This window comes from uncultured Polaribacter sp., from assembly GCF_947500975.1.
In the GTDB taxonomy this organism is placed as follows: Bacteria; Bacteroidota; Bacteroidia; order Flavobacteriales; family Flavobacteriaceae; genus Polaribacter.
Map to the genome: position 1 here is coordinate 97,461 of NZ_CANMUE010000003.1, position 23,267 is coordinate 120,727.

General features: G+C 27.4%; 26 protein-coding genes and 1 pseudogene. 11 read left to right on the plus strand and 16 right to left on the minus strand.

The genetic code is table 11. From position 1 onward, the window contains the following. Positions 1 to 25: 25 nt before the first annotated feature. The 6 genes from Q0733_RS04155 to gdhA form a co-directional block, all read right to left on the minus strand. Positions 26 to 1,132 carry an FAD-binding oxidoreductase gene (locus Q0733_RS04155; RefSeq protein WP_298779334.1) on the minus strand — a complete coding sequence of 369 codons (1,107 nt, stop codon included), beginning with the start codon at positions 1,130 to 1,132 and terminating at the stop codon, positions 26 to 28. Beyond that, positions 1,133 to 1,582: a GNAT family N-acetyltransferase gene (locus tag Q0733_RS04160; protein WP_298779335.1), complete on the minus strand. Its 450-nt coding sequence runs from the start codon at positions 1,580 to 1,582 to the stop codon at positions 1,133 to 1,135. A 52-nt stretch (positions 1,583 to 1,634) separates the two neighbouring features. After that, the gene (gene dinB, locus Q0733_RS04165) at positions 1,635 to 2,717 is read right to left on the minus strand and encodes a DNA polymerase IV (RefSeq protein ID WP_298779337.1); all 1,083 of its coding nucleotides are present in this window, start codon (positions 2,715 to 2,717) and stop codon (positions 1,635 to 1,637) included. A 40-nt stretch (positions 2,718 to 2,757) separates the two neighbouring features. After that, positions 2,758 to 3,597 (minus strand): alpha/beta hydrolase, encoded by an 840-nt coding sequence (locus Q0733_RS04170; RefSeq protein ID WP_298779339.1) that lies wholly within the window; start codon positions 3,595 to 3,597, stop codon positions 2,758 to 2,760. A gap of 6 nt (positions 3,598 to 3,603) precedes the next feature. Then, the gene (locus Q0733_RS04175; protein ID WP_298779341.1) at positions 3,604 to 4,230 is read right to left on the minus strand and encodes a LysE family transporter; all 627 of its coding nucleotides are present in this window, start codon (positions 4,228 to 4,230) and stop codon (positions 3,604 to 3,606) included. A gap of 117 nt (positions 4,231 to 4,347) precedes the next feature. Continuing rightward, positions 4,348 to 5,691, minus strand: coding sequence for an NADP-specific glutamate dehydrogenase (gdhA, locus tag Q0733_RS04180; protein WP_298779342.1), 1,344 nt, complete (start codon positions 5,689 to 5,691; stop codon positions 4,348 to 4,350). A 208-nt stretch (positions 5,692 to 5,899) separates the two neighbouring features. On the opposite strand from gdhA, the gene pheS reads away from it, so the two are divergent. The 4 genes from pheS (at position 5,900) to Q0733_RS04200 (ending at position 8,108) form a co-directional block, all read left to right on the plus strand. Next, a complete protein-coding gene (gene pheS, locus Q0733_RS04185) occupies positions 5,900 to 6,919 on the plus strand; it encodes a phenylalanine--tRNA ligase subunit alpha (protein WP_298779344.1) in 1,020 nt (339 codons plus the stop codon). Beyond that, the gene (locus Q0733_RS04190; RefSeq protein ID WP_298779345.1) at positions 6,919 to 7,176 is read left to right on the plus strand and encodes a hypothetical protein; all 258 of its coding nucleotides are present in this window, start codon (positions 6,919 to 6,921) and stop codon (positions 7,174 to 7,176) included. The genes pheS and Q0733_RS04190 overlap by 1 nt, the downstream gene beginning before the upstream one ends. A gap of 10 nt (positions 7,177 to 7,186) precedes the next feature. Then, complete coding sequence (locus tag Q0733_RS04195) at positions 7,187 to 7,582, plus strand: hypothetical protein (protein ID WP_298779346.1); 396 nt, start codon at positions 7,187 to 7,189, stop codon at positions 7,580 to 7,582. A 229-nt stretch (positions 7,583 to 7,811) separates the two neighbouring features. Further along, complete coding sequence (locus Q0733_RS04200) at positions 7,812 to 8,108, plus strand: GIY-YIG nuclease family protein (RefSeq protein WP_298779348.1); 297 nt, start codon at positions 7,812 to 7,814, stop codon at positions 8,106 to 8,108. Between the two features lie 117 nt (positions 8,109 to 8,225). Here the strand turns inward: Q0733_RS04200 and Q0733_RS04205 are convergent, their stop codons facing one another. Next, on the minus strand, positions 8,226 to 9,701 hold the full coding sequence (locus tag Q0733_RS04205) for a Na+/H+ antiporter NhaC family protein (RefSeq protein ID WP_298779350.1): 1,476 nt from the start codon (positions 9,699 to 9,701) through the stop codon (positions 8,226 to 8,228). 83 nt (positions 9,702 to 9,784) lie between these two features. Here Q0733_RS04205 and Q0733_RS04210 point away from each other — a divergent pair, with 83 nt between their 5' ends. Continuing rightward, the gene (locus tag Q0733_RS04210; protein ID WP_298779351.1) at positions 9,785 to 10,327 is read left to right on the plus strand and encodes a pyridoxamine 5'-phosphate oxidase family protein; all 543 of its coding nucleotides are present in this window, start codon (positions 9,785 to 9,787) and stop codon (positions 10,325 to 10,327) included. Positions 10,328 to 10,334: 7 nt separating this feature from the next. Here Q0733_RS04210 and Q0733_RS04215 read toward each other — a convergent pair whose 3' ends face one another. The 3 genes from Q0733_RS04215 to Q0733_RS04225 are packed head-to-tail and all read right to left on the minus strand — an operon-like array spanning position 10,335 to position 13,299. After that, entirely contained in the window at positions 10,335 to 11,597 is a 1,263-nt protein-coding gene (locus tag Q0733_RS04215) for an MFS transporter (RefSeq protein WP_298779354.1), read from the minus strand. 3 nt (positions 11,598 to 11,600) lie between these two features. Beyond that, the gene (locus tag Q0733_RS04220; protein WP_298779356.1) at positions 11,601 to 12,260 is read right to left on the minus strand and encodes a hypothetical protein; all 660 of its coding nucleotides are present in this window, start codon (positions 12,258 to 12,260) and stop codon (positions 11,601 to 11,603) included. Between the two features lie 43 nt (positions 12,261 to 12,303). Next, a complete protein-coding gene (locus tag Q0733_RS04225) occupies positions 12,304 to 13,299 on the minus strand; it encodes an NAD(P)H-dependent glycerol-3-phosphate dehydrogenase (protein WP_298779358.1) in 996 nt (331 codons plus the stop codon). A gap of 101 nt (positions 13,300 to 13,400) precedes the next feature. Here Q0733_RS04225 and dut point away from each other — a divergent pair, with 101 nt between their 5' ends. From dut to Q0733_RS04240, 3 genes are read left to right on the plus strand one after another with little or no spacing between them, the layout of a single operon-like run. Next, a complete protein-coding gene (gene dut / locus Q0733_RS04230; RefSeq protein WP_298779360.1) occupies positions 13,401 to 13,832 on the plus strand; it encodes a dUTP diphosphatase in 432 nt (143 codons plus the stop codon). A gap of 5 nt (positions 13,833 to 13,837) precedes the next feature. Further along, positions 13,838 to 14,449: a hypothetical protein gene (locus Q0733_RS04235; RefSeq protein ID WP_298779367.1), complete on the plus strand. Its 612-nt coding sequence runs from the start codon at positions 13,838 to 13,840 to the stop codon at positions 14,447 to 14,449. Next, positions 14,446 to 14,595: a PspC domain-containing protein gene (locus tag Q0733_RS04240; protein WP_298779369.1), complete on the plus strand. Its 150-nt coding sequence runs from the start codon at positions 14,446 to 14,448 to the stop codon at positions 14,593 to 14,595. The genes Q0733_RS04235 and Q0733_RS04240 overlap by 4 nt, the downstream gene beginning before the upstream one ends. Here Q0733_RS04240 and Q0733_RS13110 read toward each other — a convergent pair. The 3 genes and pseudogenes from Q0733_RS13110 to bshC form a co-directional block, all read right to left on the minus strand. Next, the gene (locus Q0733_RS13110) at positions 14,588 to 14,797 is read right to left on the minus strand and encodes a GNAT family N-acetyltransferase (protein ID WP_367276291.1); all 210 of its coding nucleotides are present in this window, start codon (positions 14,795 to 14,797) and stop codon (positions 14,588 to 14,590) included. The genes Q0733_RS04240 and Q0733_RS13110 overlap by 8 nt on opposite strands. Before the next feature lie 223 nt (positions 14,798 to 15,020). Next, positions 15,021 to 16,598 (minus strand): LuxR C-terminal-related transcriptional regulator, encoded by a 1,578-nt coding sequence (locus Q0733_RS04245; RefSeq protein ID WP_298779371.1) that lies wholly within the window; start codon positions 16,596 to 16,598, stop codon positions 15,021 to 15,023. A gap of 158 nt (positions 16,599 to 16,756) precedes the next feature. Beyond that, a pseudogene (gene bshC / locus Q0733_RS04250) lies at positions 16,757 to 17,053 on the minus strand (bacillithiol biosynthesis BshC); the annotation flags it as partial. 307 nt (positions 17,054 to 17,360) lie between these two features. On the opposite strand from bshC, the gene Q0733_RS13115 reads away from it, so the two are divergent. Then, positions 17,361 to 17,459: a transposase gene (locus tag Q0733_RS13115; protein WP_367276292.1), complete on the plus strand. Its 99-nt coding sequence runs from the start codon at positions 17,361 to 17,363 to the stop codon at positions 17,457 to 17,459. 31 nt (positions 17,460 to 17,490) lie between these two features. Continuing rightward, positions 17,491 to 17,913 carry a transposase gene (locus Q0733_RS04255; protein WP_298779374.1) on the plus strand — a complete coding sequence of 141 codons (423 nt, stop codon included), beginning with the start codon at positions 17,491 to 17,493 and terminating at the stop codon, positions 17,911 to 17,913. Between the two features lie 223 nt (positions 17,914 to 18,136). Here the strand turns inward: Q0733_RS04255 and Q0733_RS04260 are convergent, their stop codons facing one another. From Q0733_RS04260 to recA, 3 genes are all read right to left on the minus strand, one after another. Beyond that, positions 18,137 to 18,697, minus strand: a complete 561-nt coding sequence (locus Q0733_RS04260; protein ID WP_298779376.1) for a hypothetical protein — start codon at positions 18,695 to 18,697, stop codon at positions 18,137 to 18,139. Positions 18,698 to 18,766: 69 nt separating this feature from the next. Further along, positions 18,767 to 19,306: a GNAT family N-acetyltransferase gene (locus tag Q0733_RS04265; protein WP_298779378.1), complete on the minus strand. Its 540-nt coding sequence runs from the start codon at positions 19,304 to 19,306 to the stop codon at positions 18,767 to 18,769. Between the two features lie 70 nt (positions 19,307 to 19,376). Further along, positions 19,377 to 20,387: a recombinase RecA gene (recA, locus tag Q0733_RS04270; RefSeq protein WP_298779381.1), complete on the minus strand. Its 1,011-nt coding sequence runs from the start codon at positions 20,385 to 20,387 to the stop codon at positions 19,377 to 19,379. Positions 20,388 to 20,475: 88 nt separating this feature from the next. Between recA and Q0733_RS04275 the strand changes: the two genes are divergently transcribed. Further along, positions 20,476 to 23,262 (plus strand): T9SS type A sorting domain-containing protein, encoded by a 2,787-nt coding sequence (locus Q0733_RS04275; protein ID WP_298779383.1) that lies wholly within the window; start codon positions 20,476 to 20,478, stop codon positions 23,260 to 23,262. The last annotated feature ends 5 nt before the right edge of the window (positions 23,263 to 23,267 follow it).

Here is a 23,267-nt window from a genome sequence, read left to right on the forward strand (position 1 = left end):
TTTTTTCTTTAAAAAAATATTGATACTACACTAAATCTGCCAATTCTTTACCTACCAAACTGCCAATTGCAATACCCATTCCTCCTAAACGAACTCCACAAAAAACATTATTAGAAATTTGTTTTACAATTGCTTTTTTCTGGTTTCCAACACCCATAATTCCACTCCATTTTTGTTCAATTTCATAATTTATATTGGGTAAAATAGTTTCTTTTAAAATTTTTTCTAAAGATTTTTGTATGATTTCTGTTTGCCCAAATTCTGTTGTTTCTTCCGTTTTAAAATCGAGATTTCTACCACCACCAAATAAAATTCTATTATCAATATTTCTAAAATAATAATACCCTTTGTCTAAATGAAAAGTCCCTTTTATATGTAAATTTTTAATTGGCTTTGTAATTAAAACTTGTGCTCTTGCAGGTTTTACATTTTCATCAAATAATTTATTTGAAAACCCATTAGTAGCAATTAATAATTTATTTGTATAAAAATCTAATTTGTTTGTTTTTATATTGATTTTAGATTCTTTTTCTACAAAGCTTTCAACAGTAATATTATTTAGAATTTTAACACCTAATTCTTGTGCTTTTTGAAGTAATTCTGACATCATTTTTCCAGTATCAAGTTGCCCTTCAAAATTATTTACAATATATTGTTGATGTGTTTTTTGAAACCTAAAAGCATTATCAGAAATTGTAAATACATCTTCTTTAAAAATTGGTTTTAAAAGTTGATTAATTGCATATTTTTTAAAAATATATTTTTCAAAAAAAGTTTTGTTATCAAACAATTCAAAACCTTTATTTTGCTGAAAATCGATTTTATTATCACCTAAATTTTTTCTTAATAATTGTAAACCTTTCCAACGTTTATCAACCAAATTAAAAACCTCTTCTTCTGAGTGTGAATTTAAATCGTCTATAATTTCCGACAAACTTCCAAAACAAGCAAAACCTGCGTTTTTAGTACTTGCACCTTGAGGCAATATTCCTTTATCTAGGATTACTATTTTTGCTTTTGGATATTTTTTTTTGAGTTCTAAAGCACAATTTAAACCTACAATTCCGCTACCAACAATTGTAAAATCAATATTGGTAAACCATTCTTTTAACTCCCAATAACTATAGTTCATTTACACCAATTTTTCAAAACAAATACTGTTTTCCATATTTGTATATTGTCCGTAATTTGCAATTACTTTATACCCACATTTATAATAAAACTTTACAGCTTCAACTTGTCTTTTACCTGTTTCTAAAACGCATTTTTTATAGCCTAATTCTTTTGCCCAAACTTCTAATTCTGAAAGAATTTTTTGCGCAATTCCTAAACCTCTACTCTCTTCAATAACAAACATTCTTTTTACCTCTACCCCATTTTTATCAAACTTTTTTATGGCACCACAACCCACAGCAATATCATCAACATAAATTACAACAACATTTTTTATAACATCAATATTATTAAACTGATTGTAAAAATCATGTTCATCTCCATCAGTAATTTTTAAATAGGCATCTAACTTCTTTACAAGATTTATAAAATCTATATTTTCTGAATTTGTTCTTATGATTTTAATCATTTAATTATTATTTTAAATTACTCCTTTTATTAACGTAATCTATCATGTTTTGTTAAAAATCAAATTTTAACTGTACAAAAACTGGTTCTTTCTTTTCGGTGTTTAAATTACCAAAAGAAAGACCTAATAATCGTACAGAATTTTTTAATTTATCTTGATATAACAACTCTTTTACAACAGGAAAAAATTCACTTTTTTGTTGCATAAAGTTTGGGTTGGTTTTACTTCTTGTTTGCTGGGTGAAATCGGAATATTTAATTTTTAAAGTGATGGTTTTTCCTTTTGTATCGGTTTTTTTCATCCTTTTTTCTAGTTCATCTGCAATTTTTTCTAGCTTTTCTAACATAAAAATTTCTGAAGAAATGTTTTCGAAAAAGGTACGTTCAGCGGCAATTGATTTTCTAATTCTATTCGGTTTTACCTTGCTATTATGAATTCCGCGAACAATATTGTAATAATGGGTTCCAGATTTACCAAAAAAATTTGTTAATTCTTCTAAGGTTTTTTTCTTTAAATCATTACCTACAAAAATGCCTAAATTATACATTTTGGCAGTAGTAACTTTACCAACTCCGTAAAATTTATTGACTGGCAGTTCTTCTAAAAACTGAATAACTTCATCTGGATGAACTGTTTTTTGTCCGTTAGGTTTATTAATATCTGAAGCTACTTTTGCTATAAATTTATTAATAGAAATTCCTGCGGAAGCTCTTAAACCTGTTTCTTCAAAAATACGCTGCCTAATTTCTCTAGCGATATCATTTGCAGACGGATTTCCTTTTTTGTTATTAGTAACGTCTAAATACGCTTCATCCAAAGAAAGAGGTTCTACTAGATCTGTATAATCATAAAAGATTTCTCTAACTTTTGTTGATATTTCTTTGTAACGTACAAAGTTGCTTTTCACAAAAATTAAATGCGGACATTTTTGTTTTGCTAAAACGCCACTCATAGCCGATTTTACTCCAAATTTACGTGCTTCATAACTTGCTGCAGAAATTACTCCTCTAATTTCATTTCCGCCCACAGCTATTGCTTTTCCTCTTAATTCAGGATTATCTAATTCTGCTACAGATGCATAAAATGCATCCATATCTACATGAATAATTTTTCTAAAAGGAGGTTCTAATTCCATTTTTCTAATTTACAAAATTACTTGCAGTAGTAATTACCTTCTATTTTAAAAAATTAACACAAACATCTACCGTTTCTTTTAATTCTTTAGATAAAATATCCTCTTTCCAAGGATGAGAAACATTAAAAACATGATTTGCTTTTTCTATAATTTGAAGCTCACTTTTAGGGTTCCATTGATGAAGATTTTTTGCTTCATCAATAAATACAGAAGTATCATTATCTCCATGAATTATTAAATGCGGAATTTCTAAATTTTCTACAGCAGATTTAATATTTAATCGTTTTTGGTTATTTATAAAATCTTCATAAAACTGATAAAAATGAGGCATTTGTTGTTTGGTTCTTCCATTTACAACATATTTTACACCTGTTTTTTTCCAATTTTCTAAGTTACCAATTGTGGCTGTTCTTTTACCAAAATCGCAAACTCCAGCTAACGTAATTACTTTTTTAATTCTGTTATCTTCATTCGATTTTAAAAGTACAATCCCTCCTGCCCTGCTATGTCCAAGCAAAGAGATATTATTAATTTTAGCTTCATTTTTAAAATCAGAATTATTAGAAATCCAATCAATTATTGATTCTAAATCATCTAATTCTTTGGTGTAATTATTATTCCCAAAAGCTTCTAAATCTGGAAAATCGATTGGGTTTTCTGCCGTACCTCCATTATGGGAAAAATTAAATTTAATGAAGAAAAAACCTGCTTTAGCAAATGATTTTGCCATTAAATTCCAAGCACCCCAATCTTTAAACCCTTTATAACCGTGACAAAAAATTACAACTGGTTTTGGTAGTTTTGTTTCTTCAAAAAAAACATCTGTAACAATTGGTTTTTCATGTTTTCCATTAACAATTTTATTCTTTATAATTTGCATCTATTTTTATTTAAAAAAAACTATTTTTATAAGACTAAAACAAGCCATTACTCCTGTTATAATACTTAAAACCAAATCAATATCTTTTGTTAATTTTCCTATTTTTTGTTTAATTTTCTGAGCATTTTTTACATATAAAAAAAGAATGCAGTAAGTACCAATTAATGATCCTATCACAAATAAAAAAACTGGTAATTTTTTAAAGCTAAAAAGATTAAACATTTCTAATGTAGTTGTTATTGCAAAGAAAAAAGGAATAGCAAACATATTTAATGAGGATAGAGTTATCCCCTTTAAAAAAGATTTATTGCTACTTACTTTTTGGCTTTCAGTTATTGCTTTATCACTTTTATATTGCTTATAAAAATAATAAGATAGAGATATAAAAATTACAATTCCTGTTTTTTCTAAAATCTTTAAAAAATCAGGATTCTCTGTAATATATTTAGTTAATAAAATTGCTAAATAAGCTTGAATAAAAACAATAATTGCTACACCTAATGCATAAATATTTGCTTCTTTTTTGTTTTTTTCTAAACTAATTTTTAAAGCAGTCATATTTAACATACTCGGTGTTATTGAACCCACAAAAGCAAAAACAAACCCGAAAAAAAAGTGTGAAATTAAAATCATTCATTAAAAAAATAAAAGGTCGTATATTTTTTTTAAAATTACAGTAATAATTTATGAAAACAAAAAACGCATCAATTAAATTGATGCGCTTTTCAAATTTGAATTTACTACTAAAATTTATATAACTCCTTGTGCTAACATAGCGTCTGCTACTTTTACAAAACCTGCAATATTTGCACCTTTAATATAATCTATAGAACCATCTTCATTTTCTCCATATTGTACACAAGAATCATGAATATCTTCCATAATATCTTTTAATCTAGAATCTACTTCTTTTCTAGACCAAGAAATTCTTAAAGAATTTTGACTCATTTCTAAACCAGAAGTAGCAACACCACCTGCATTTGATGCTTTTCCTGGCGCAAATAATATTTTTGCTTTTGTAAACTCGTGAATTGCTTCTGGGGTAGATGGCATGTTTGCTCCTTCAGAAACACACATACATCCATTTTTTACAAGCTCTTTTGCTTCATCTCCATTCAACTCATTTTGAGTTGCACAAGGTAATGCAATATCACATTTTACAGACCAAGGTCTTGCTCCTGCAACAAATTTTGCATTTGGATATTTCTCTACATATTCACTAATTCTACCTCTTTTTTCATTTTTGATGTACATAGCATGCTTCAACTTTTCTGTATCAATACCCTCTTCATCAACAATATATCCTCCAGAATCAGACAAGGTTAAAACCTTAGCACCTAACTCAATAGCTTTTTCTGCCGCATACTGTGCTACATTTCCAGATCCAGAAATTACAACTCTTTTTCCTTCAAAAGAATTATTATTTCTTAATAACATATTTTGAGCAAAATATACATTACCATAACCTGTTGCTTCTGGTCTAATTAAAGAACCACCCCAAGAAGCACCCTTTCCTGTAAGTACACCTGTAAACTCATTTTTTAGTTTTTTATACATACCAAACATAAAACCTATTTCACGTCCACCCACTCCAATATCTCCTGCTGGTACATCTGTATTTGGACCAATATGTCTAAATAATTCACTCATAAAAGCATGACAGAAACGCATAATTTCGTTATCAGATTTTCCTTTTGGATCAAAATCAGAACCTCCTTTTCCTCCACCCATTGGTAAAGTTGTTAAAGAATTTTTAAACACTTGTTCAAAAGCTAAAAACTTTAAAATACTTGCATTTACGGTTGGATGAAAACGCAAACCACCCTTATATGGGCCAATTGCAGAATTCATTTGAATTCTATAACCTCTGTTTACTTGAATCTCTCCACTATCATCTACCCAAGAAACACGAAAAGAAATTAATCTTTCTGGCTCAACCATTCTTAACAAAATATTTTTACCATGATAAATATCATGATTTACAATATATGGTATTACAGTTTCTGCAACTTCTTGTACAGCTTGTAAAAATTCTGGCTCGTGGTTATTTCTACTTTTAACCATTTCCATAAACTCTTTAATTTTTAACTCCATAATTTTCGGTATGATTTTTTACGAATTATATAAAATTTTAATGCTACAAATATAGTTAATTTCTGAATTCACAAAATAAAAATTGTTTTTTATTTTTTTACCAAAAACCCTTATTTCAATCGATTTCGAAAGCACTTACTGTTTTGTTTAAAAATCAACCTTAAAACTCTTTAAAAAACACTAAATTTGCCTTCTAATTTAGTAGAAAATGTTAGATAAGGTTAAAGAACTTATTGGTGATGTAGAAGCTTTTAAAGCAAATACAAAAGAAGAAGTAGAAGCTTTTAGAATTAAATATCTAGGAAGCAAAGGTTTGTTAAAAGATTTGTTTGCAGAGTTTAAAAATGTAGATGCTGAATTGCGTAAAGATTTTGGACAAGCTTTAAATAATTTAAAGAAATCTGCTGAAGGAAAAGTTGTAGAACTAAATGAGTCTTTAGAAAATAATATTGAAGAAAAAGGCGTTTATGGCGATTTAACACGTCCTTCAGAACCAATTGAGTTAGGTTCGCGTCATCCTATATCTCTAGTTAAAAATCAAATTATTGATGTTTTTAATAGAATTGGTTTTACCGTTTCTGAAGGGCCAGAAATTGAAGATGATTGGCATAATTTTACAGCATTAAACCTGCCAGAATACCATCCTGCCAGAGACATGCAAGACACTTTTTTTATTGAACAAAATCCAGATATTTTATTACGTACGCATACTTCTTCTGTGCAAGTACGTTATATGGAAGAAAATAAACCACCAATAAGAACAATTTCTCCAGGAAGAGTTTTTAGAAATGAAGATATTTCTGCTAGAGCACATTGTATTTTTCATCAAGTAGAAGGTTTATATATTGATACCGATGTTTCTTTTGCTGATTTAAAACAAACTCTTTTATACTTTACAAAAGAAATGTTTGGAAAATCTAAAATCCGTTTACGTCCTTCTTATTTCCCTTTTACAGAACCAAGTGCAGAAGTAGATATTTATTGGGGTTTAGAAACTGAAACTGATTACAGAATTACAAAAGGTACAGGCTGGTTAGAAATTATGGGTTGCGGAATGGTTGACCCTAATGTTTTAAAAAATGCAAACATAGACCCAACTAAATACTCAGGTTATGCATTTGGAATGGGAATAGAACGTATTGCAATGTTATTATACCAAATACCAGATATTAGAATGTTTTATGAAAATGATAAACGTTTCTTAGAGCAATTTAAATCTGTTATATAATGAACTATTTTTCACAGTTTTGGGACGAAAATAGAGATGATGAATATGCAGATTGGGGAACCTCAACTTGGTATTTTGAAACTAATGATGCTGATGAAGTATTAAAACAAATTACTGTTTATAAAAACGGAAAGATTGTAAAATATAGTTTAGAAAATCTTGAAGATGAATTTGGTGGATTATGTGATCAAACACTAACTATTAATGATTGTGATGGAGATCTTATCTCAAAAGAAGATTTTTACAAAATTTGGTGAATTTTAAGCAATGAAAAAAGACATTCAAATACCTGAAGTTACCAATCTAGAAATGGCTGTGGTTTATGAATACAATGATATTTATAAAACTGATGATTGGAACGTATATCTTATCAACAATAAAAACGTTGATTTAGAGATGGTTGTTATTGTTTCTCAAGGTTTTTCTGATACAAAAACAACCTCTTTATTACGTAAAAAAGTAGAAAAATTACCTGCTAATTCATTTGCTAAAATAGAGTTTATGCAACCAGAATTATTCAAATTAAATAATCGTTTTCAAGTTACTTTTTTTGAAGGAAACACCTTATTTGAAAAAACATTTTTATTCAAAGAAAACACTGTTAAAGAAGGTGCTTTGCGTACAATTCCTGAATTGAAAAAACGTGGTGTTTTGGCTAGTTAGACATTGCGAATGGTAATTATAGCAATCTTACAAACAGAATTACAATTTTAACAGATTACTTCAGTCATTCTTCCTTCGTAATGACACACAGTTTGTCATTGCGAGGTACGAAGCAATCTCTTTGTCATTACGAATGGTAATTAAAGAAATCTCATAAATTGAACTAAAAATAAACAGATTACTTCAGTCGTTCCTCCTTCGTAATGACGATAATTTATTATATTTAGTTATGAAAAAGGCACACATTTATTTTTTAACTAATAAAAATAATACAGTTATATATATTGGTGTTACAAGTAATCTTATAAAACGAATTTATCAGCATAAAACAAAAGTATTTAAAGGGTTTACTTCAAAATACAATTGTGATAAATTAGTTTATTTTGAAGAGTTTGATAATATAAACGATGCAATAGCTAGAGAAAAACAACTAAAAGCTGGAAATAGAAAAAGAAAAGAAGATTTAATAAACCTAGAAAACTCTGATTGGAATGATTTAAGTGAAGGTTGGTTATTTCAATTTTAGTATTATCGAAAATGTATTGAATCATTCAATTTATCATTCCCAAGATAGTGAAGCAATTTTATAATTAGAAATACAATTTTAACAGATTACTTCAGTCGTTCCTCCTTCGTAATGACCTTACCCCAAAAACCCAATAATTAAATACATAATTACTGTAATTACACCACCAAATAAAGCATAAGGTAATTGTGTTTTTACATGATCTATATGATCGCTAGCAGAAGCCATTGATGATATAATTGAAGTATCCGAAATTGGTGAACAGTGATCTCCAAAAATTCCTCCACCTAAAGTTGCAGCAACAACTATTGTAATATCTGCTCCATGGATATTAGCCATTGGTACAGAAATAGCCAACATAATTGCAAAAGTTCCCCAAGAAGTTCCTGTAGAAAACGCAATAAAAGAACTAATTATAAAAACAACAGCTGGTAATAACTCTGGCGATAACCAATCTTTTGTAACATTGGCAACATAAACACCTGTTTCTAATTCTTTACAAGCATCACCAATTGCAAACGCTAATAACATTAATAAAGCTAAAGGCATTAACTCGCTAATTCCTTTTAAGGTTAAATTTACAGCTTCTTTAGGCTTCATAATTCCTTGTATAAAATACATAATCATTGCCACTAAAATAGCAGTTATTACTGCATACAAAACAGAAGAAGAACCAGATCCTTCACCAATTGCTTGTTGAATATGGTCTAAGGTAGATGTTGATGTTTTTACAGCACTCCAACCAGTGTAAATTAAGTTTATTGGCATCATACAAACCATTACCAAAAGTGGTACAATCATGTTGTATGCTTTTGCTTCTATCCCTTCTTTTGGTGGAAAAGAAGTAACCTCATCAGAAACCATTGGTTTTGAACCTTTATTCATTAATAAACCTGTTTCTTTCGTTCTTTTTTCGGCTTTTTTCATAGCTCCAAAATCCTTTTTTGATAAGATGATAAAAAATAAGATTCCGATGGCTAAAAGTGGATAAAAATTATATTTGATGGATGACATCATTACAGGAAATGGCTTGTCAATACCTTGTGTCAATAATAATCCCATAATAAAAGCACCCCAAGCATTAAACGGAATTAAAATGGATGAAGGTGCAGAACTTGAATCTGCTATGTAAGCTAATTTTTCTCTTGGAATGCCTAATTTATCAAAAATTGGGCGATATAAAGTGCCTACGGTTAAAGAACTAATACTTGTTTCTACAAACAATAATAAGCCTGTTAAAGTGGCTAAAATTTGTACCATTACTCTGCTATAGCCCGTTTTTTTAGTTTCAAGTTTTTCTAACCTTTTATTAATGATATTTATAAAACCTTCAACACCTCTAGAATATTGAATAAAAATTAACAAAGCACCAACCAAAGCACTAAACATAATGGTTCTTGTATTTCCTTTTGACTGAAAAACATTTACCATTGCTTCTATCATCGCTAAAGTTCCATCTAAAGGATTCCAGCCTTTGATAATTATCCAAGAAAACCAAATACCAAATAATAATGCTATATAAACTTGCTTGGTTTTTAATGCTAAAATAATTGCCACAATTGGTGGAATTATTGATAGAAATCCATATTCCATAAAAAATAGTTTTTGTTTTGTTAAAGGTAGTAAATTTATTAAGTCATAATTTGTAAATTGCATAACTTAACTAGAAAATTAACATGTCTAAATTTTACACCAAAATTACTTCTCGAGTTCAAAAATTTATGGAAGCTCAAAAAATGTTTTTTGTAGCAACTGCGCCAATTGAAGGTAGAATTAATTTATCCCCTAAAGGAATGGATTCTATTAGGGTAGTAGATCAAAATAGAATTCTTTGGTTAAATTTAACTGGAAGTGGAAACGAAACTGCTGCTCATATTTTAGAAAACAATAAAATTACTTTAATGTTTTGTGCTTTTGATGGCAATCCTAATATTCTTAGAATTTACGGTAAAGGAAAAGCAATTCATCCAAAAGATGAGGCTTGGAATGATGCTATTAAATTATTTCCAGAAATTCCTGGAGCAAGACAAATTTTTGATATTACAGTTGAAAGTGCTCAAGATTCTTGTGGAATGTCTATTCCTTTTTATGAATATAAAGGCGAGAGAAATCAATTAAATGATTGGGCAATTTCTCAAGGAAAAGAAAAGATTGAACAATATTGGGAAGATAAAAATCAAACCAGTATTGATGGTTTACCAACAGATATTTTAAAATAAACTAACCTTACTTTTCATTTTTTTCTATATCATCTGTAAGATCTAAATTTCTAATTGTTGGGCTTACAATCCCAGTAGTAACGGCAGTAATTAAAGTCATCGTTCCGCCAAAAACCACAGCAGCAACTGGTCCAATTAATTTGGCTGCTAAACCACTCTCAAAAGCACCTAATTCGTTTGAAGAACCCACAAACATAGAATTTACAGAAGAAACTCTACCTCTCATTTCATCAGGTGTTTTTAATTGTAAAATGGTTTGACGAATAACCATAGAAATTCCATCTGCAGCACCACTTATAAACAAAGCTAAAACACTTACCCAAAAAATTGAAGATAATCCAAAAGCAATCATACTTAATCCAAAAATAAAAACTGAAATCAACATTTTTTTACCAGTATTTTTATTGATAGGAATGTAGGTTGTTAACAACATAGTTACAATACTTCCCATAGAAATTGATGCATTTAAAAGCCCAAAACCTTCTGGCCCCACTTTTAAAATATCTTGTGCAAAAACGGATAAAATAGCTACAGTTCCTCCAAATAAAACCGCAATCATGTCTAAAGACAGAGCTCCTAAAATTGCTTTATTTTGAAACACAAATTTTACACCAACTTTTAAACTTTCTTTAATAGGTTCACCTATTTTTTTATTTAAAATTGGTTTCTTTTTTATTTGAAAAAGGGTAATAAAAGATAATAATACTAAAATAAAAACAAGTAATAATGTATTGTCAACATGTATCCAACTAATAAAAAAACCTCCACAAAGCGCTCCAGTAACGGATGCAGTTTTCCAAGTACTTGTACTCCAAGTTGCAGCATTATGATATATATTTTTAGGAACCAATAAAGCCACTAAAGAAAAAATTGTTGGTCCAAAAAATGAACGTAAAAACCCTCCAAAAAACACCAATCCATAAATTGAATATAATATTGAATTTGTAGACCAATTTGCAATAATAGTATCTGTAGTTAAAAAAAATAAACCTAAACTTATTAAAGAAAAAGCTGCTGTACAAAGGGCTAATAAATTTCTTTTTTCTTTCTGATCTACAATATGACCAGCAAATAACGCCATAGAAAAGGCAGGAATAATTTCCATTAAGCCAATTATACCTAAAGATAAAGGGTCTTTTGTAATGCTATAAACTTGCCATTCTATAACAATAAATTGCATAGACCAGCCAAAAACTAATAGAAATCTAACAAATAAAAAAATATTGAATTCCTTAATTCTTAAAGCTGCATAAGGATCTTGTTTTGCCATTTTTTAGTTTAATTTCATATCCATTAAAATAGAAAATGTTTGATTTATATCTTCCTCTTTTACAACAATTGTCATTTCGTTTGTAGTAGAAATAATTTCTTGTAAAGGAATATCTGCCCAAGCCAATTGCTTTAAAATAAAATAATAAATACCCGATTGTTCTAAATTTTCTTTTGGCAACTTAATAGTAATAGAAGCCAAATCTAATACACTATTAATTAATATTTCTTGCTCAAAAATTTCTTTTACAAAAGGTTGTAAATTTTTACTGGTAACAATATTAGTTTCAAAAATACCTTGAGAAACTGTTAAAAAGTAATCAGAATTTTCTGAAGACTTTGTCAAAATTTTTGCAATTTCTCTTAATAAAGAAGGTGTGTTTTTAAAGGTAAAATCGCATAAGTCAGAACGTACAATTACATCACCTAAATCTAAAGCAAGCTTTTTTATGTTTTTTCTGATACGTAATTCGCTTGCTGGAGAAAGCCTGTTTATTGCCATCATAACTGCCCCCACTTTTACTTCTTTTTTTAAAGCTGCAGAAACATCTGGTAAAATTATTCTTGCTAAAGATGAAACATTAATCAACTTTTCATTTAAAGCTTCTTCTATAAACGGTGTTTTTCTAATGGTACTTTCTACAACTTCTTGTATTGTTTTCATTGTAATTGTTTAATAAATTATAATAATGTTCAAAATTAAACAATTAATCTAATTTATCGGTCAACTTTTTAAATTCTTTTTTAGGATCTTTATGATTGTATAAAACATTAAAAACAGCATCAATTATGGGTGTTTTCGCTTTGTTATCTTCCTTCATTTTAAAGGCGCTTTTAGTAGCATAATAACCTTCTGCAATCATTCTCATTTCCATTTGCGCAGATCTAACTGTGTAACCTTTACCAATCATGTTTCCAAACAATCTATTTCTACTAAAAGTTGAATATCCTGTTACTAATAAATCGCCCAAATAAGCAGAGTTATTAATGTTACGTTTCATTTTATGTACTTTTTTAATGAAGCGTTTCATTTCACGAATTGCATTACTTATTAAAACTGCTTGAAAATTATCTCCATAACCCAAACCATGAGCGATACCAGCAGCAACAGCATAAATATTTTTTAACATAGCTGCGTATTCTGTACCAATTATATCATCAGAAATTTTGGTTTTTATATACCAACTATTTAAAGCATTACTCATAAAATTGGCTTTTTCTTCATCTTGACAAGCAATTGTTAAGTAGGATAAACGCTCCATAGCAACTTCTTCTGCATGACAAGGCCCTGTAATTACACCAATATTTTCAAGAGGAACATTAAATTTTTGATTGAAATGTTCGCCAATAATCAAACCTGTTTCGGGTACAATTCCTTTTATGGCTGAAAAAATAATTTTATCCTTTAAAGAAACTGTTAACTTTACTAATTCTGATGTTAAAAATGCAGAGGGAACTGCAAAAATTAAAATATCATATTTAGCAACAGTTGCATTTATATCATTTAATAAATCTAATTGTGATGGATTAAATTCTGCTGATTGAAGATAATTTGGGTTGTGATGATCTTTTTTAATATGAGCTATTGCTTGCTCATTTCTCATATACCAACCAATAGTATTAAGATTTTCTGACAACATTTTTACAATAGCTGTTGCCCAACTTCCTCCTCCTAAAACTGCAATCTTTAGTTGTGTATCCATGTTTTATAATTTTTGAAATTCAAAAGTAAGAAAACTATTAACTTATAATGAATACTAGGTTGATTTATTATATTTGTCAATCATCATATTTATTAAAAGCAATGAACGTACAAATCATTAATAAATCTAAACATCAAATTCCCGCCTATGAAACTGAGGGTTCTGCAGGAATGGATTTAAGAGCAGAATTGGCAGAATCAATTACTTTAAAGCCTTTAGAAAGAGCGATTGTAAAAACAGGTTTATTTATAGCTTTACCTGTTGGTTTTGAAGCACAAGTAAGACCAAGAAGTGGTTTGGCTGCTAAAAAAGGAATTACAGTTTTAAATAGTCCTGGAACGGTAGATGCAGATTATAGAGGAGAAATTGGTGTAATTTTAGTTAATTTATCTAATGAAGAATTTGTTGTAAATGATGGAGAAAGAATTGCTCAATTAGTTATTGCAAAACACGAAAGAGTTAATTGGCAAGAAGTTGAAGTTTTAAACGAAACTGAACGTGGTGCTGGTGGTTTTGGTAGTACAGGGGTATAATTAACATGTTGATTTATCAAGAATATCAACCTTTAAGAGTATCTGCAGATTGGAGAATTACAAGAAATTGTTTTTTTGAAATTGATCCGAATGAAGACACTATGTATTATTTTCCACAAGAATTACTTTGGATGGAATCTGAACGTAGAAATCGTTCTATTAATTTGGAATGGAAACCTGAAGATGATCCTAACGGAGAATATGTACTAACAGTAATTAATACCATAGAAGAATTTGACGAAACTAATAATTGTATTAATATTTCTGGTGATTGGGCAAATCCACATTTAATATTTACTTCTAAAAAAAGATTAGAAATTGTAGCTAAATTAGAAGAATTAATGTTTTTTTTAGAAGAATTTAAAGATGAAAGAATTTTAAAAAGTAGAGGAATTGTTGATGAAAAACTAGAGGCATTAAGATTAAAGTTTTTAGAAAAAGGATATTCTAAAAATATAGCTCTTGAAATCATTGAATCAAAAAGTATTATATTACAAAGAATGGTTTTAAATTCTAAAAATATTGATAAAGAAATGTTGCTTTTATACACTGAAAAAGGTGCAAAAAAAGCAATTAAAAACATTGCAAAAACCTTATTAAAAAATAAAAAATTATGATTTTAGGAGTATGTGACTGGTTAAGTACAAAAATGCAGTTTTCTGCAAAAAATATTAGAATAACATTTGTGCTTTTGATTTTATTTGGTGGATTAGGTGTTGGTGCTTATTTTATTTTATGGTTTATAAAATTGCTTTCTAAATAAGAATTTTATAAACCTGACTCATTTTTCTTACGTTTTTAAACAAAAAATCATACGGTAAAAAAGTATGAGAATGATATTTGTAACCTAGCTTTTTATAAAATAAAAAAGCTTGGGGTTGCTCATCCATAGCATCTAACCAAATAATTTCATACCCTTTTTTTATAGCTTCTTTTTCTAACCAAGCAAGTATCTTTTTACCAATTCAGTTTCCTTGCGTTTTTTGGTGTAAATAAATTCGATGTAATTTTACTTGTTTTGTTGGTGACAAACCTTCTAATTTTTTATACTACAATTATACTGCATGTAAAAATAATTGATAGATATTATAATATATTTGTATAACACATAATCTAAAACGCCCCAAATTCCCCAAAATTCTTTCTACAAATCTGACTATTATTTAATTCTTTAAGTGATAGTCAGACTTATAGTTTATTAAGATAATCAAATAAGGTTATTGTTTTTAATTTTAGTTTTTTCTTAATCCTATATCTTATTGTTTCTACACTTCTAGGAGATAAATTTAGAATAGTTGCTACTTCTTTACTTCTTAAATTTATTACAATGTAAGCACAGTGTTTTTGTTCTGTTATAGATAAAGCAGGATGTATATTTAACAACTTTTTAAAGAAATTTGGTCTATTTTTTTCAAAATCTATTTTAAAATCTTCCCAAATTTCTTCTTCAGAAATAATATTTCTTAAAGCAATATTAATTGGCATTAATTTATTTACACCAACCTTATCATTTGTATCTATTAGTTCAGAAATAATACTCATTACATTATTTACAGCATCTTTATAAGTAGATATTTTTAATGTTTTTGTAAAAATAGATTGTTCATTTAGTTTTAATAAATACTCTATTTTATTTTTTTTGACACCCAGCTCTTTATGTGTAATTTTTAATTGATTTAAATTGTTTTCTACTTGACCATTTAAAACTTCTTTTTGATGTAACGCAATTTTTAGTTTTTTTGATGAAGTATAAATTCTATAAATTGAACACACACTCATCAAAACAAATAAAATACTACCAACAACAATAATTTTTTGATTAAATATTTGTTGGTTTTTAATGAGTATAACTTCATCTTTTAAAGACTTTTCTATTTCTAAAAAAGTCATTTTTTTTCTTGTATCTAATTTATTAAAAAAAAATAATAAAGAATCAGCTCTCTCTCTGTATCTTAAAGCTAATTCAAACTTCTTTTCTATTTTATATAATTGGGAATAATTTATATAAATATTTCTATAAACTTTATAATCTTCTTCTTTATATGACTCTATATTTCTGTATTCTAGAGTATCTATTTTCTTAGTTTCAACCAAAGCTCTTTTTAAATTTTTATGTGCAGAGATATATTCCCCTGTAAAATATTGTGCTTTTGCCCAATAAATATAAAAGAACTTCAACCTTTTAGGTTTCATTCCACTGGTATTTATATCGGTTATAGCTTTTTTTGCAACACCTTTAAGTTCTTCCCATTTAAGCATCGCAATATATAAATGACACAGTGTATAATAAGTATCAATTACAAAAGATTTATCAAGAGTTTGTTCTCCAAAAAAAACAGATTTTTTTAAATATTTTTCTGCCGTTATATAATCTCTTTTCTTATAATAAAAGATCCCAATAAGGTTATTTAATTGCGCTTTCAATTTAAAATCATTACAGTCTTCACTTAATTTAAGACCATTTAACGCATAATCTAAGTAACTTTCTTCACCATTTAAATAGTATATTTTAACCGCTCTTAAAAAAGCTATTTCTCCTAATATACATGAATCTTTAAAAACAATTTTTTCATTATCAATAAAAAAAAGAACTTCAATTGCAAGCTCTATACTATCATCTGTTTCAATCTCTAGTATAGCTTGGTGTATTTTATCTGGTAAATTATTATGGGTAATAGAATCCTCTTTAGAAATAGGTTTTGTACAATTATTTAATATAATACATACAAAAACAAACACTATATAGCATATTTTTTTTTTAATCATGTTGAGATATTATATTGTAGATATAATTACAACTCACCTTTACTATACATGGTAAAATATAGTAAGTTTAAAAATAAATTATTAAAGCTTCATATTAATCTATATAACAGTAAGTTAAAGCTAAATTACACAAAATAAATACAATTAAAAAGTTTTTTCTATAACTCTAAAATTAAAAATTTAAGTTCTAAAGGTGTTAAAGAAGACTTTAATTTAATAATAAAAGAAGCCCCGTTTTCTAAATAGTATTCAGAAAAATTACGCTGGCGTTCTTCTAAAGAATTATTTGGTAAAATTTCATTCTGTAATAAAGTGATTCTGTTTACTACATCTTTTTGCCTCTTTTTTTCTGCCTTTAGCAAACGTTTTTCTAAATTCTCTAAACCTTTAATTTGCTTTTTTTCTTGAACATTAACAGCATTTAAAAAAGATACATCTGTTTTAACAGCAACTTCTTTTAATTCTAAAAATTAATTTTATCAGTAAAACCATAATATTTCAGACACTTCTCAACCTAAAAAAAGAAATAGAAAATCAAAAATGAGTAAAAGTGAAGTAATGACCATTATGGTTATTTTTTATTTAAAATCCTATCGAAATTTAAAACACTTTTATCTTTATCATGTTTGCAAACATATCAACGATTTCTTCCCAGACCTTGTTTCTTATAATCGGTTTGTTGAACTCTAAAAGAAAATTACCCAGCCTTTATCTGTCTACTTAAAACTTCATGGATTAGGTAAATGTTCTGGTATTTCTTTTATAGATTGTACAGCTGTTAAAGTTTGTCATTACAAAAGAGAAAAACAACATAAAGTATTTAAAGGAATTGCAGAAAAAAGCTATGGAACACTAGGCTAGTTCTATGGTTTTAAATTGCATTTAATTTGTAATGATAAGGGGCAAAATTATTGATTTTCTGATTACTAAAGCTAATGTAGATGATAGATACCCACTCAAAAACGAAAACTTTCACGATAAAATATTCGGAAAAATATATGGTGATAAAGGATATCTAGGCAACGATTTATTCGATAAATTATTTGTAGATGGAATCCATTTAGTGACCAAATTAAGAAAAAACATGAAAAAGAAAGCACTCGATTTTATGGACAAAGTTTACCTAAGAAAAAGAGCGAATAAAGAATCTGTAAATGATGTTTTGAAAAACACCTGTCAGATTGAACATTCTAGACATTGCTCTTTTGATAACTTCTTAGGAAATTTAATAGCAGGATTAACTGCTTACTCTTTTCTTGATGCTAAACCTTCTATTAAAGTACAAAGATTTTTGCCTAATATAGGAGTCGCTTAAGTCGAACTCACGTTATATTAGAAAATAGAATTGTGGAATATATAAGTACGAAGTCAGACAGACAAAATAACACAAAGTACTACAGTCAACGTGTTTGTATATGGTTTGTTGCGTGGTTTAGCACATAATTTAGCAAATAAAAACCGAATAGAAAATCCTAGCGGATTTTCGTAAGTAGGCTAGAACTAGCAATAAATTATATACGTTGTTGGCAAATCGTATTTTAATCAAAGTAACCCTCAAATTTTATTGATTCTAAAATTCCGTTTTCAAATTGAAAAAAGAATAATGAGGTTTGCTCTAAATTCCCAAGAGTTACTTTATCAGATTCTATTTTAGTTTTTAATATATTTTCAAGTGCTCTTTTATTAATTCCGATGTTTAATGAATCAACGAACTTTATTTCAGGATTTTTGATAATTCCTCCAATAATTGATTCCCAGTTTTTTGCTTTATAAAATTCCAATTTAGTTTTGTCAAAAGTCATAGTTTTCATTGTGTCAATAACACTTTTGTCGTGATGGTTTTGATAAGGTTTTAACACTATTTTGAATAAAGAACTTTTAAGAGCATAATTTTCCAATTCAGATTCAAAAGCAAATGCTAAACTGTCATTTTCTACAAACTGTTCCTCCGCAATGTTTTCCTCAACTTTTTTTTCCGTTTCGGTTTTTAATTCAATCGTTGCATTTTGTTCGACAATTTCAGCCTTTTTGGTTTCAGTTTGTTTGCAAGAAACCAATAATATTAAAATTAGAATCGATGTTAGTAAATGTTCTCTCATATGTTTGCCAACAATGGCTATAATTAATACGGGTTTTGGTGCTTATTTTATGGTTTATAAAATTACTTTCTAAATAAGAATTTTATAAACCTGACTCATTTTTCTTACGTTTTTAAACAATAAATCATAAGGTAAAAAAGTATGAGAATGATATTTGTAACCTAACTTTTTATAAAATAAAAAAGCTTGTGGTTGCTCATTCATAGCATCTAACCAAATAATTTCATACCCTTTTTTAATAGCTTCTTTTTCTAACCAAGCAAGTATACTTTTACCTATTCCGTTTCCTTGCGTTTTTTGGTGTAAATAAATTCGATGTAATTTTACTTGTTTTGTTGGTGACAAACCTTCTAATTTTTCATCCCAAATAATTCTAAAATTCCCAATAATTTCACCCTTAAAAACAATAAAATAATAGGCTGCTTTTTCTTCTAAAAGCTCTTTTAATATGTTTTCTTTAGCATATTGAGTATTTACATACCAATTGCCTTTATCAGTCCAAAAATGACTGTAAGCCAAAGGATATACTTCTTTCATCAATTCAAAAAGAGATTCGCAATCTTTAGTTGTAATTACTTTTAAATGTATGTTTTCTGTAATTTTTATCATATTAATAAAAAACTGCTATAGATTGATTACTTCTATAGCAGTTTTAAGTAATGGTTAGAACTTTTAATACTTATTCTTGATTTTCAATAGCAACTTTAATTTTTCCTTCAAGTTCTTCTGCTAATTCAGGGTTGTCTTTTATCAATCCTTTAACAGCATCTCGCCCTTGTCCTAGTTTTGTTTCACCATAACTAAACCAAGATCCACTTTTCTTTACAATACCTAATTCTACACCAATATCTAAAATTTCTCCAACTTTAGATATTCCTTGTCCATACATAATATCAAATTCTGCAATTTGAAAAGGAGGTGCAACTTTATTTTTTACTATTTTAACTTTGGTGCTGTTACCTATAACTTTATCACCATCTTTAATTTGAGTTCTTCTTCTAATATCTAAACGTACAGAGGCATAAAATTTTAATGCATTACCACCCGTTGTTGTTTCTGGATTACCAAACATAACCCCAATTTTTTCTCTTAATTGGTTAATAAAAATTACTGTACAATTTGTCTTAGAAATTGTACCTGTTAATTTACGTAAAGCTTGAGACATTAAACGTGCATGAAGACCCATTTTAGAATCTCCCATTTCTCCTTCAATTTCAGATTTTGGTGTTAATGCTGCAACAGAATCAATTACAACAATATCAATAGCACCAGATCTAATTAAATTCTCTGCAATTTCTAATGCTTGCTCTCCATGATCTGGTTGAGAAATAATTAAATTATCTATATCTACTCCTAAATTTTCTGCATAAAATTTATCAAAAGCATGTTCTGCATCAATAAACGCAGCTATTCCACCAGCTTTTTGAGCTTCTGCAATAGCATGTAAAGTTAAAGTTGTTTTACCTGAAGATTCTGGTCCGTAAATTTCAATTACTCTACCTCTAGGATAACCACCAACGCCTAAAGCTAAATCTAATCCTAAAGAACCAGATGAAATTGCATCTACTTCTACTGTAACAACATCACCTAATTTCATTACAGAACCTTTACCATAAGTTTTATCTAACTTATCTAAAGTAAGTTGTAATGCCTTTAATTTTGCTGCTTTTTCTTTATCTACTGCTGCCATAAATCTTCCTAATTTTATTTTTAAATAAGTGCCACAAGTTACAAAAAGTGATTCTTTTTTTTACTTATATTTGATATAAAATTATGATATGAAAAAAATATTTTTTTTCTTGATATTTTTAAGCACAACTTGTTACTCTCAAGAGACGCTTAATCCTGAAAAAACAATTTCCTTTGGATTAAATAGTCACACAAATAGAGATGAAGCTTTTTTCTCAAATATAGATAGCAACAAAAACACTGTTTTAGTTGGAACTACTGAAAGGGATTCAACTTTTACAGATATTCTAACCACAAAATTAGATGTAAATTATAATTTACTTTGGCAAAAACGCTACTCAGTGCCAACAAACTTATCTTACGACTTACCATTAAAATCTTTTATAAATGATAATGATGATGTTTATGTTATTGGTCGAAGTAGCTTTTCGCAGTCTAGATCTAATGGATTAATTTTTATTATAAAATATGATGAAAATGGGAGTGTTATTTACCAAAAAAATATTGGAAATATTGATGGAAGTGATTATTCAGATTACTCTCAAATGGATGCGGTTTTAAATAATGATGGTTCTTTAAGTCTTTTTTATGAAACAGATTTTTATCATGTGGATAGTAGCAATGGAGAAAGAACGAGTACTTTCCATTTGTTAAAAATTGATGCGCTAGGTAATATTATTAACTCAAATAATTATGAAATTCCTTACAGAGAATTTAAAGCAAAATTATATAATAATGGATTATATCTTTTAATTAAAAATATTGTTGATGAAAATAATCAAATTTTTTCTTTTCATTTATATAAAATTCAAAACAATGGTAATATTTCTTCTTTCGAAATTGTAGATGAACACTTTATAGATTTTATGAAATATCCAATCTTTAGTGAGAATGTCAGCCTTAACTATTTAAATAATAATTTGTATATAAGTAGTGCTAACAATGAAGGGTATAATGAATTAAAAAATAAAATTTATTTTTCAAAATTTTCATTAGATGGTGATATTATATATAGTATTAAAAGCGATTCTAATAAAAAATATTATTATTTAGGTCATTTTAAAAAAATAGATGAGGGAAAAATAATTTATCTAGCAAATAATCTTGACAATAATATACTTTCTTCTCTAACTATAAACGAGAATAATGAAATAATTGAAACAGAAATTGTAAACAATCTAGGAACGGGTTTTAAAAACAATAATGATGATTCTTTTTTTATAACTTTAAGTAATAATATTATTAAACTTTTTTCTAAAGACTTAACAGAAATAAACTCATTTACCACTTCAGACACCTATAATTTAATTGATTTTTCAAAAATTGATGATAACACAATTACTTCCTTTGGTATTGTATTTAATAAAATGTTTCCAGACTCAGATTATTACACACAATTAGATCAATTTGCAGAAAAAATAAATTTAAATACTGTAGAAAAAACCTATTCTTTTTCTGGAGAAGGAACTTCAAAGGCATTTCAACAAGTTATTAATATAGATAATAATAATGATTATATTATTTTAAGTGCTGAAAAATTAGGCCCTGAGTGTTTAAATATTGGTTGCAATTCTCCTTCTTTTGGCAATAGAATTATTAAATATGATTCTAATTTAAATAAACTTTGGGAATTGAACTTAACAGATGAAGTAAAAAATATAACCTCAAATTATAATTATCATAATTTAGTTTTTGACTCTAATAATAATATTTATTTAAACGTTGCTGACAAAGATAATGTTTGGTGGAATAGAAAATATACACTATACAAGATTTCACCTAATGGAGATATTATTTTTAAAACAGAAAGTACACAATCAATCAAAATAGTTATAAACGAAGAAGATAATAAAATTTATATAATTTCTCCTCAATTTTCAGAAACTAACCAAACTACATGGATAACTTCTTATTGGACAGAACTTCTTTCTTTCAATTCAAATTCAGGAGATTTAATTGATACAACAATTTATGATGATAAAGAATATTATGGTTATTTTATAAATAATAATCTTTTTTATATTTACCTTATTGAGGGCAATGTTTATGTAGATCATAATATAACTCTCTATAAAGGAAATGAAATAATATTTAAAAGATATTTAAATATAAGTTACTCAGGATCAATATCTACAGCTCCACTTATAAAAGAAGATGGAACTTTAATTTTTACAAGCGGTTCTAGTAGTAGTGATTTAGATAAAAAATTTCATAAAATTAATAGTATAAATGAATATAACTCTTATCAAATTAATTCAAATTTAGGAAAATTAATCCCAATTGGAAATAATATATTAACTTATAATGAAGATAATTATTTTAAAATATATAATAGTAGTTTTCAAGAAATAGCTTCTAGTGATTTAGAATATCCTAATAATTCTGGTTTTTATTATACTGTCTTCAGTAATAAAATTTTATTACAATTCGAAAACAAAAAAATAGTTTTTGATGAAGAGCTTAATGTTATAAAAGAATTTAAACTACCAAATTTATTTGATTATAACTTTAAGTTTGATAATAATAAAGATTTAATTATAGTAAGTAATTTTGGAAATAGTATTTATCTTTATCCTCAATATTCTTGGTTAAGAGGATACTTGTCTAAATATAATATAGAAACTGCTTTAAATGTTGGTGATTTTAAAAACGAAATTAATAAAATTATAGTTTTTCCTAACCCTACAAATGGTTTTTTTAAAATAGAAGTTAATAAAGCCATCTTTAAGAAAGTCATAGTTTACGATATTAATGGTAAGTTTATTAAAGAGTCATTTTTTAATAATTTAAATATACAAAATTTTAAAAATGGAATTTACCTATTAAAAATATTTACAAATAATGGAATTATTAACTCTAAAATAATAAAAAATTAAACACC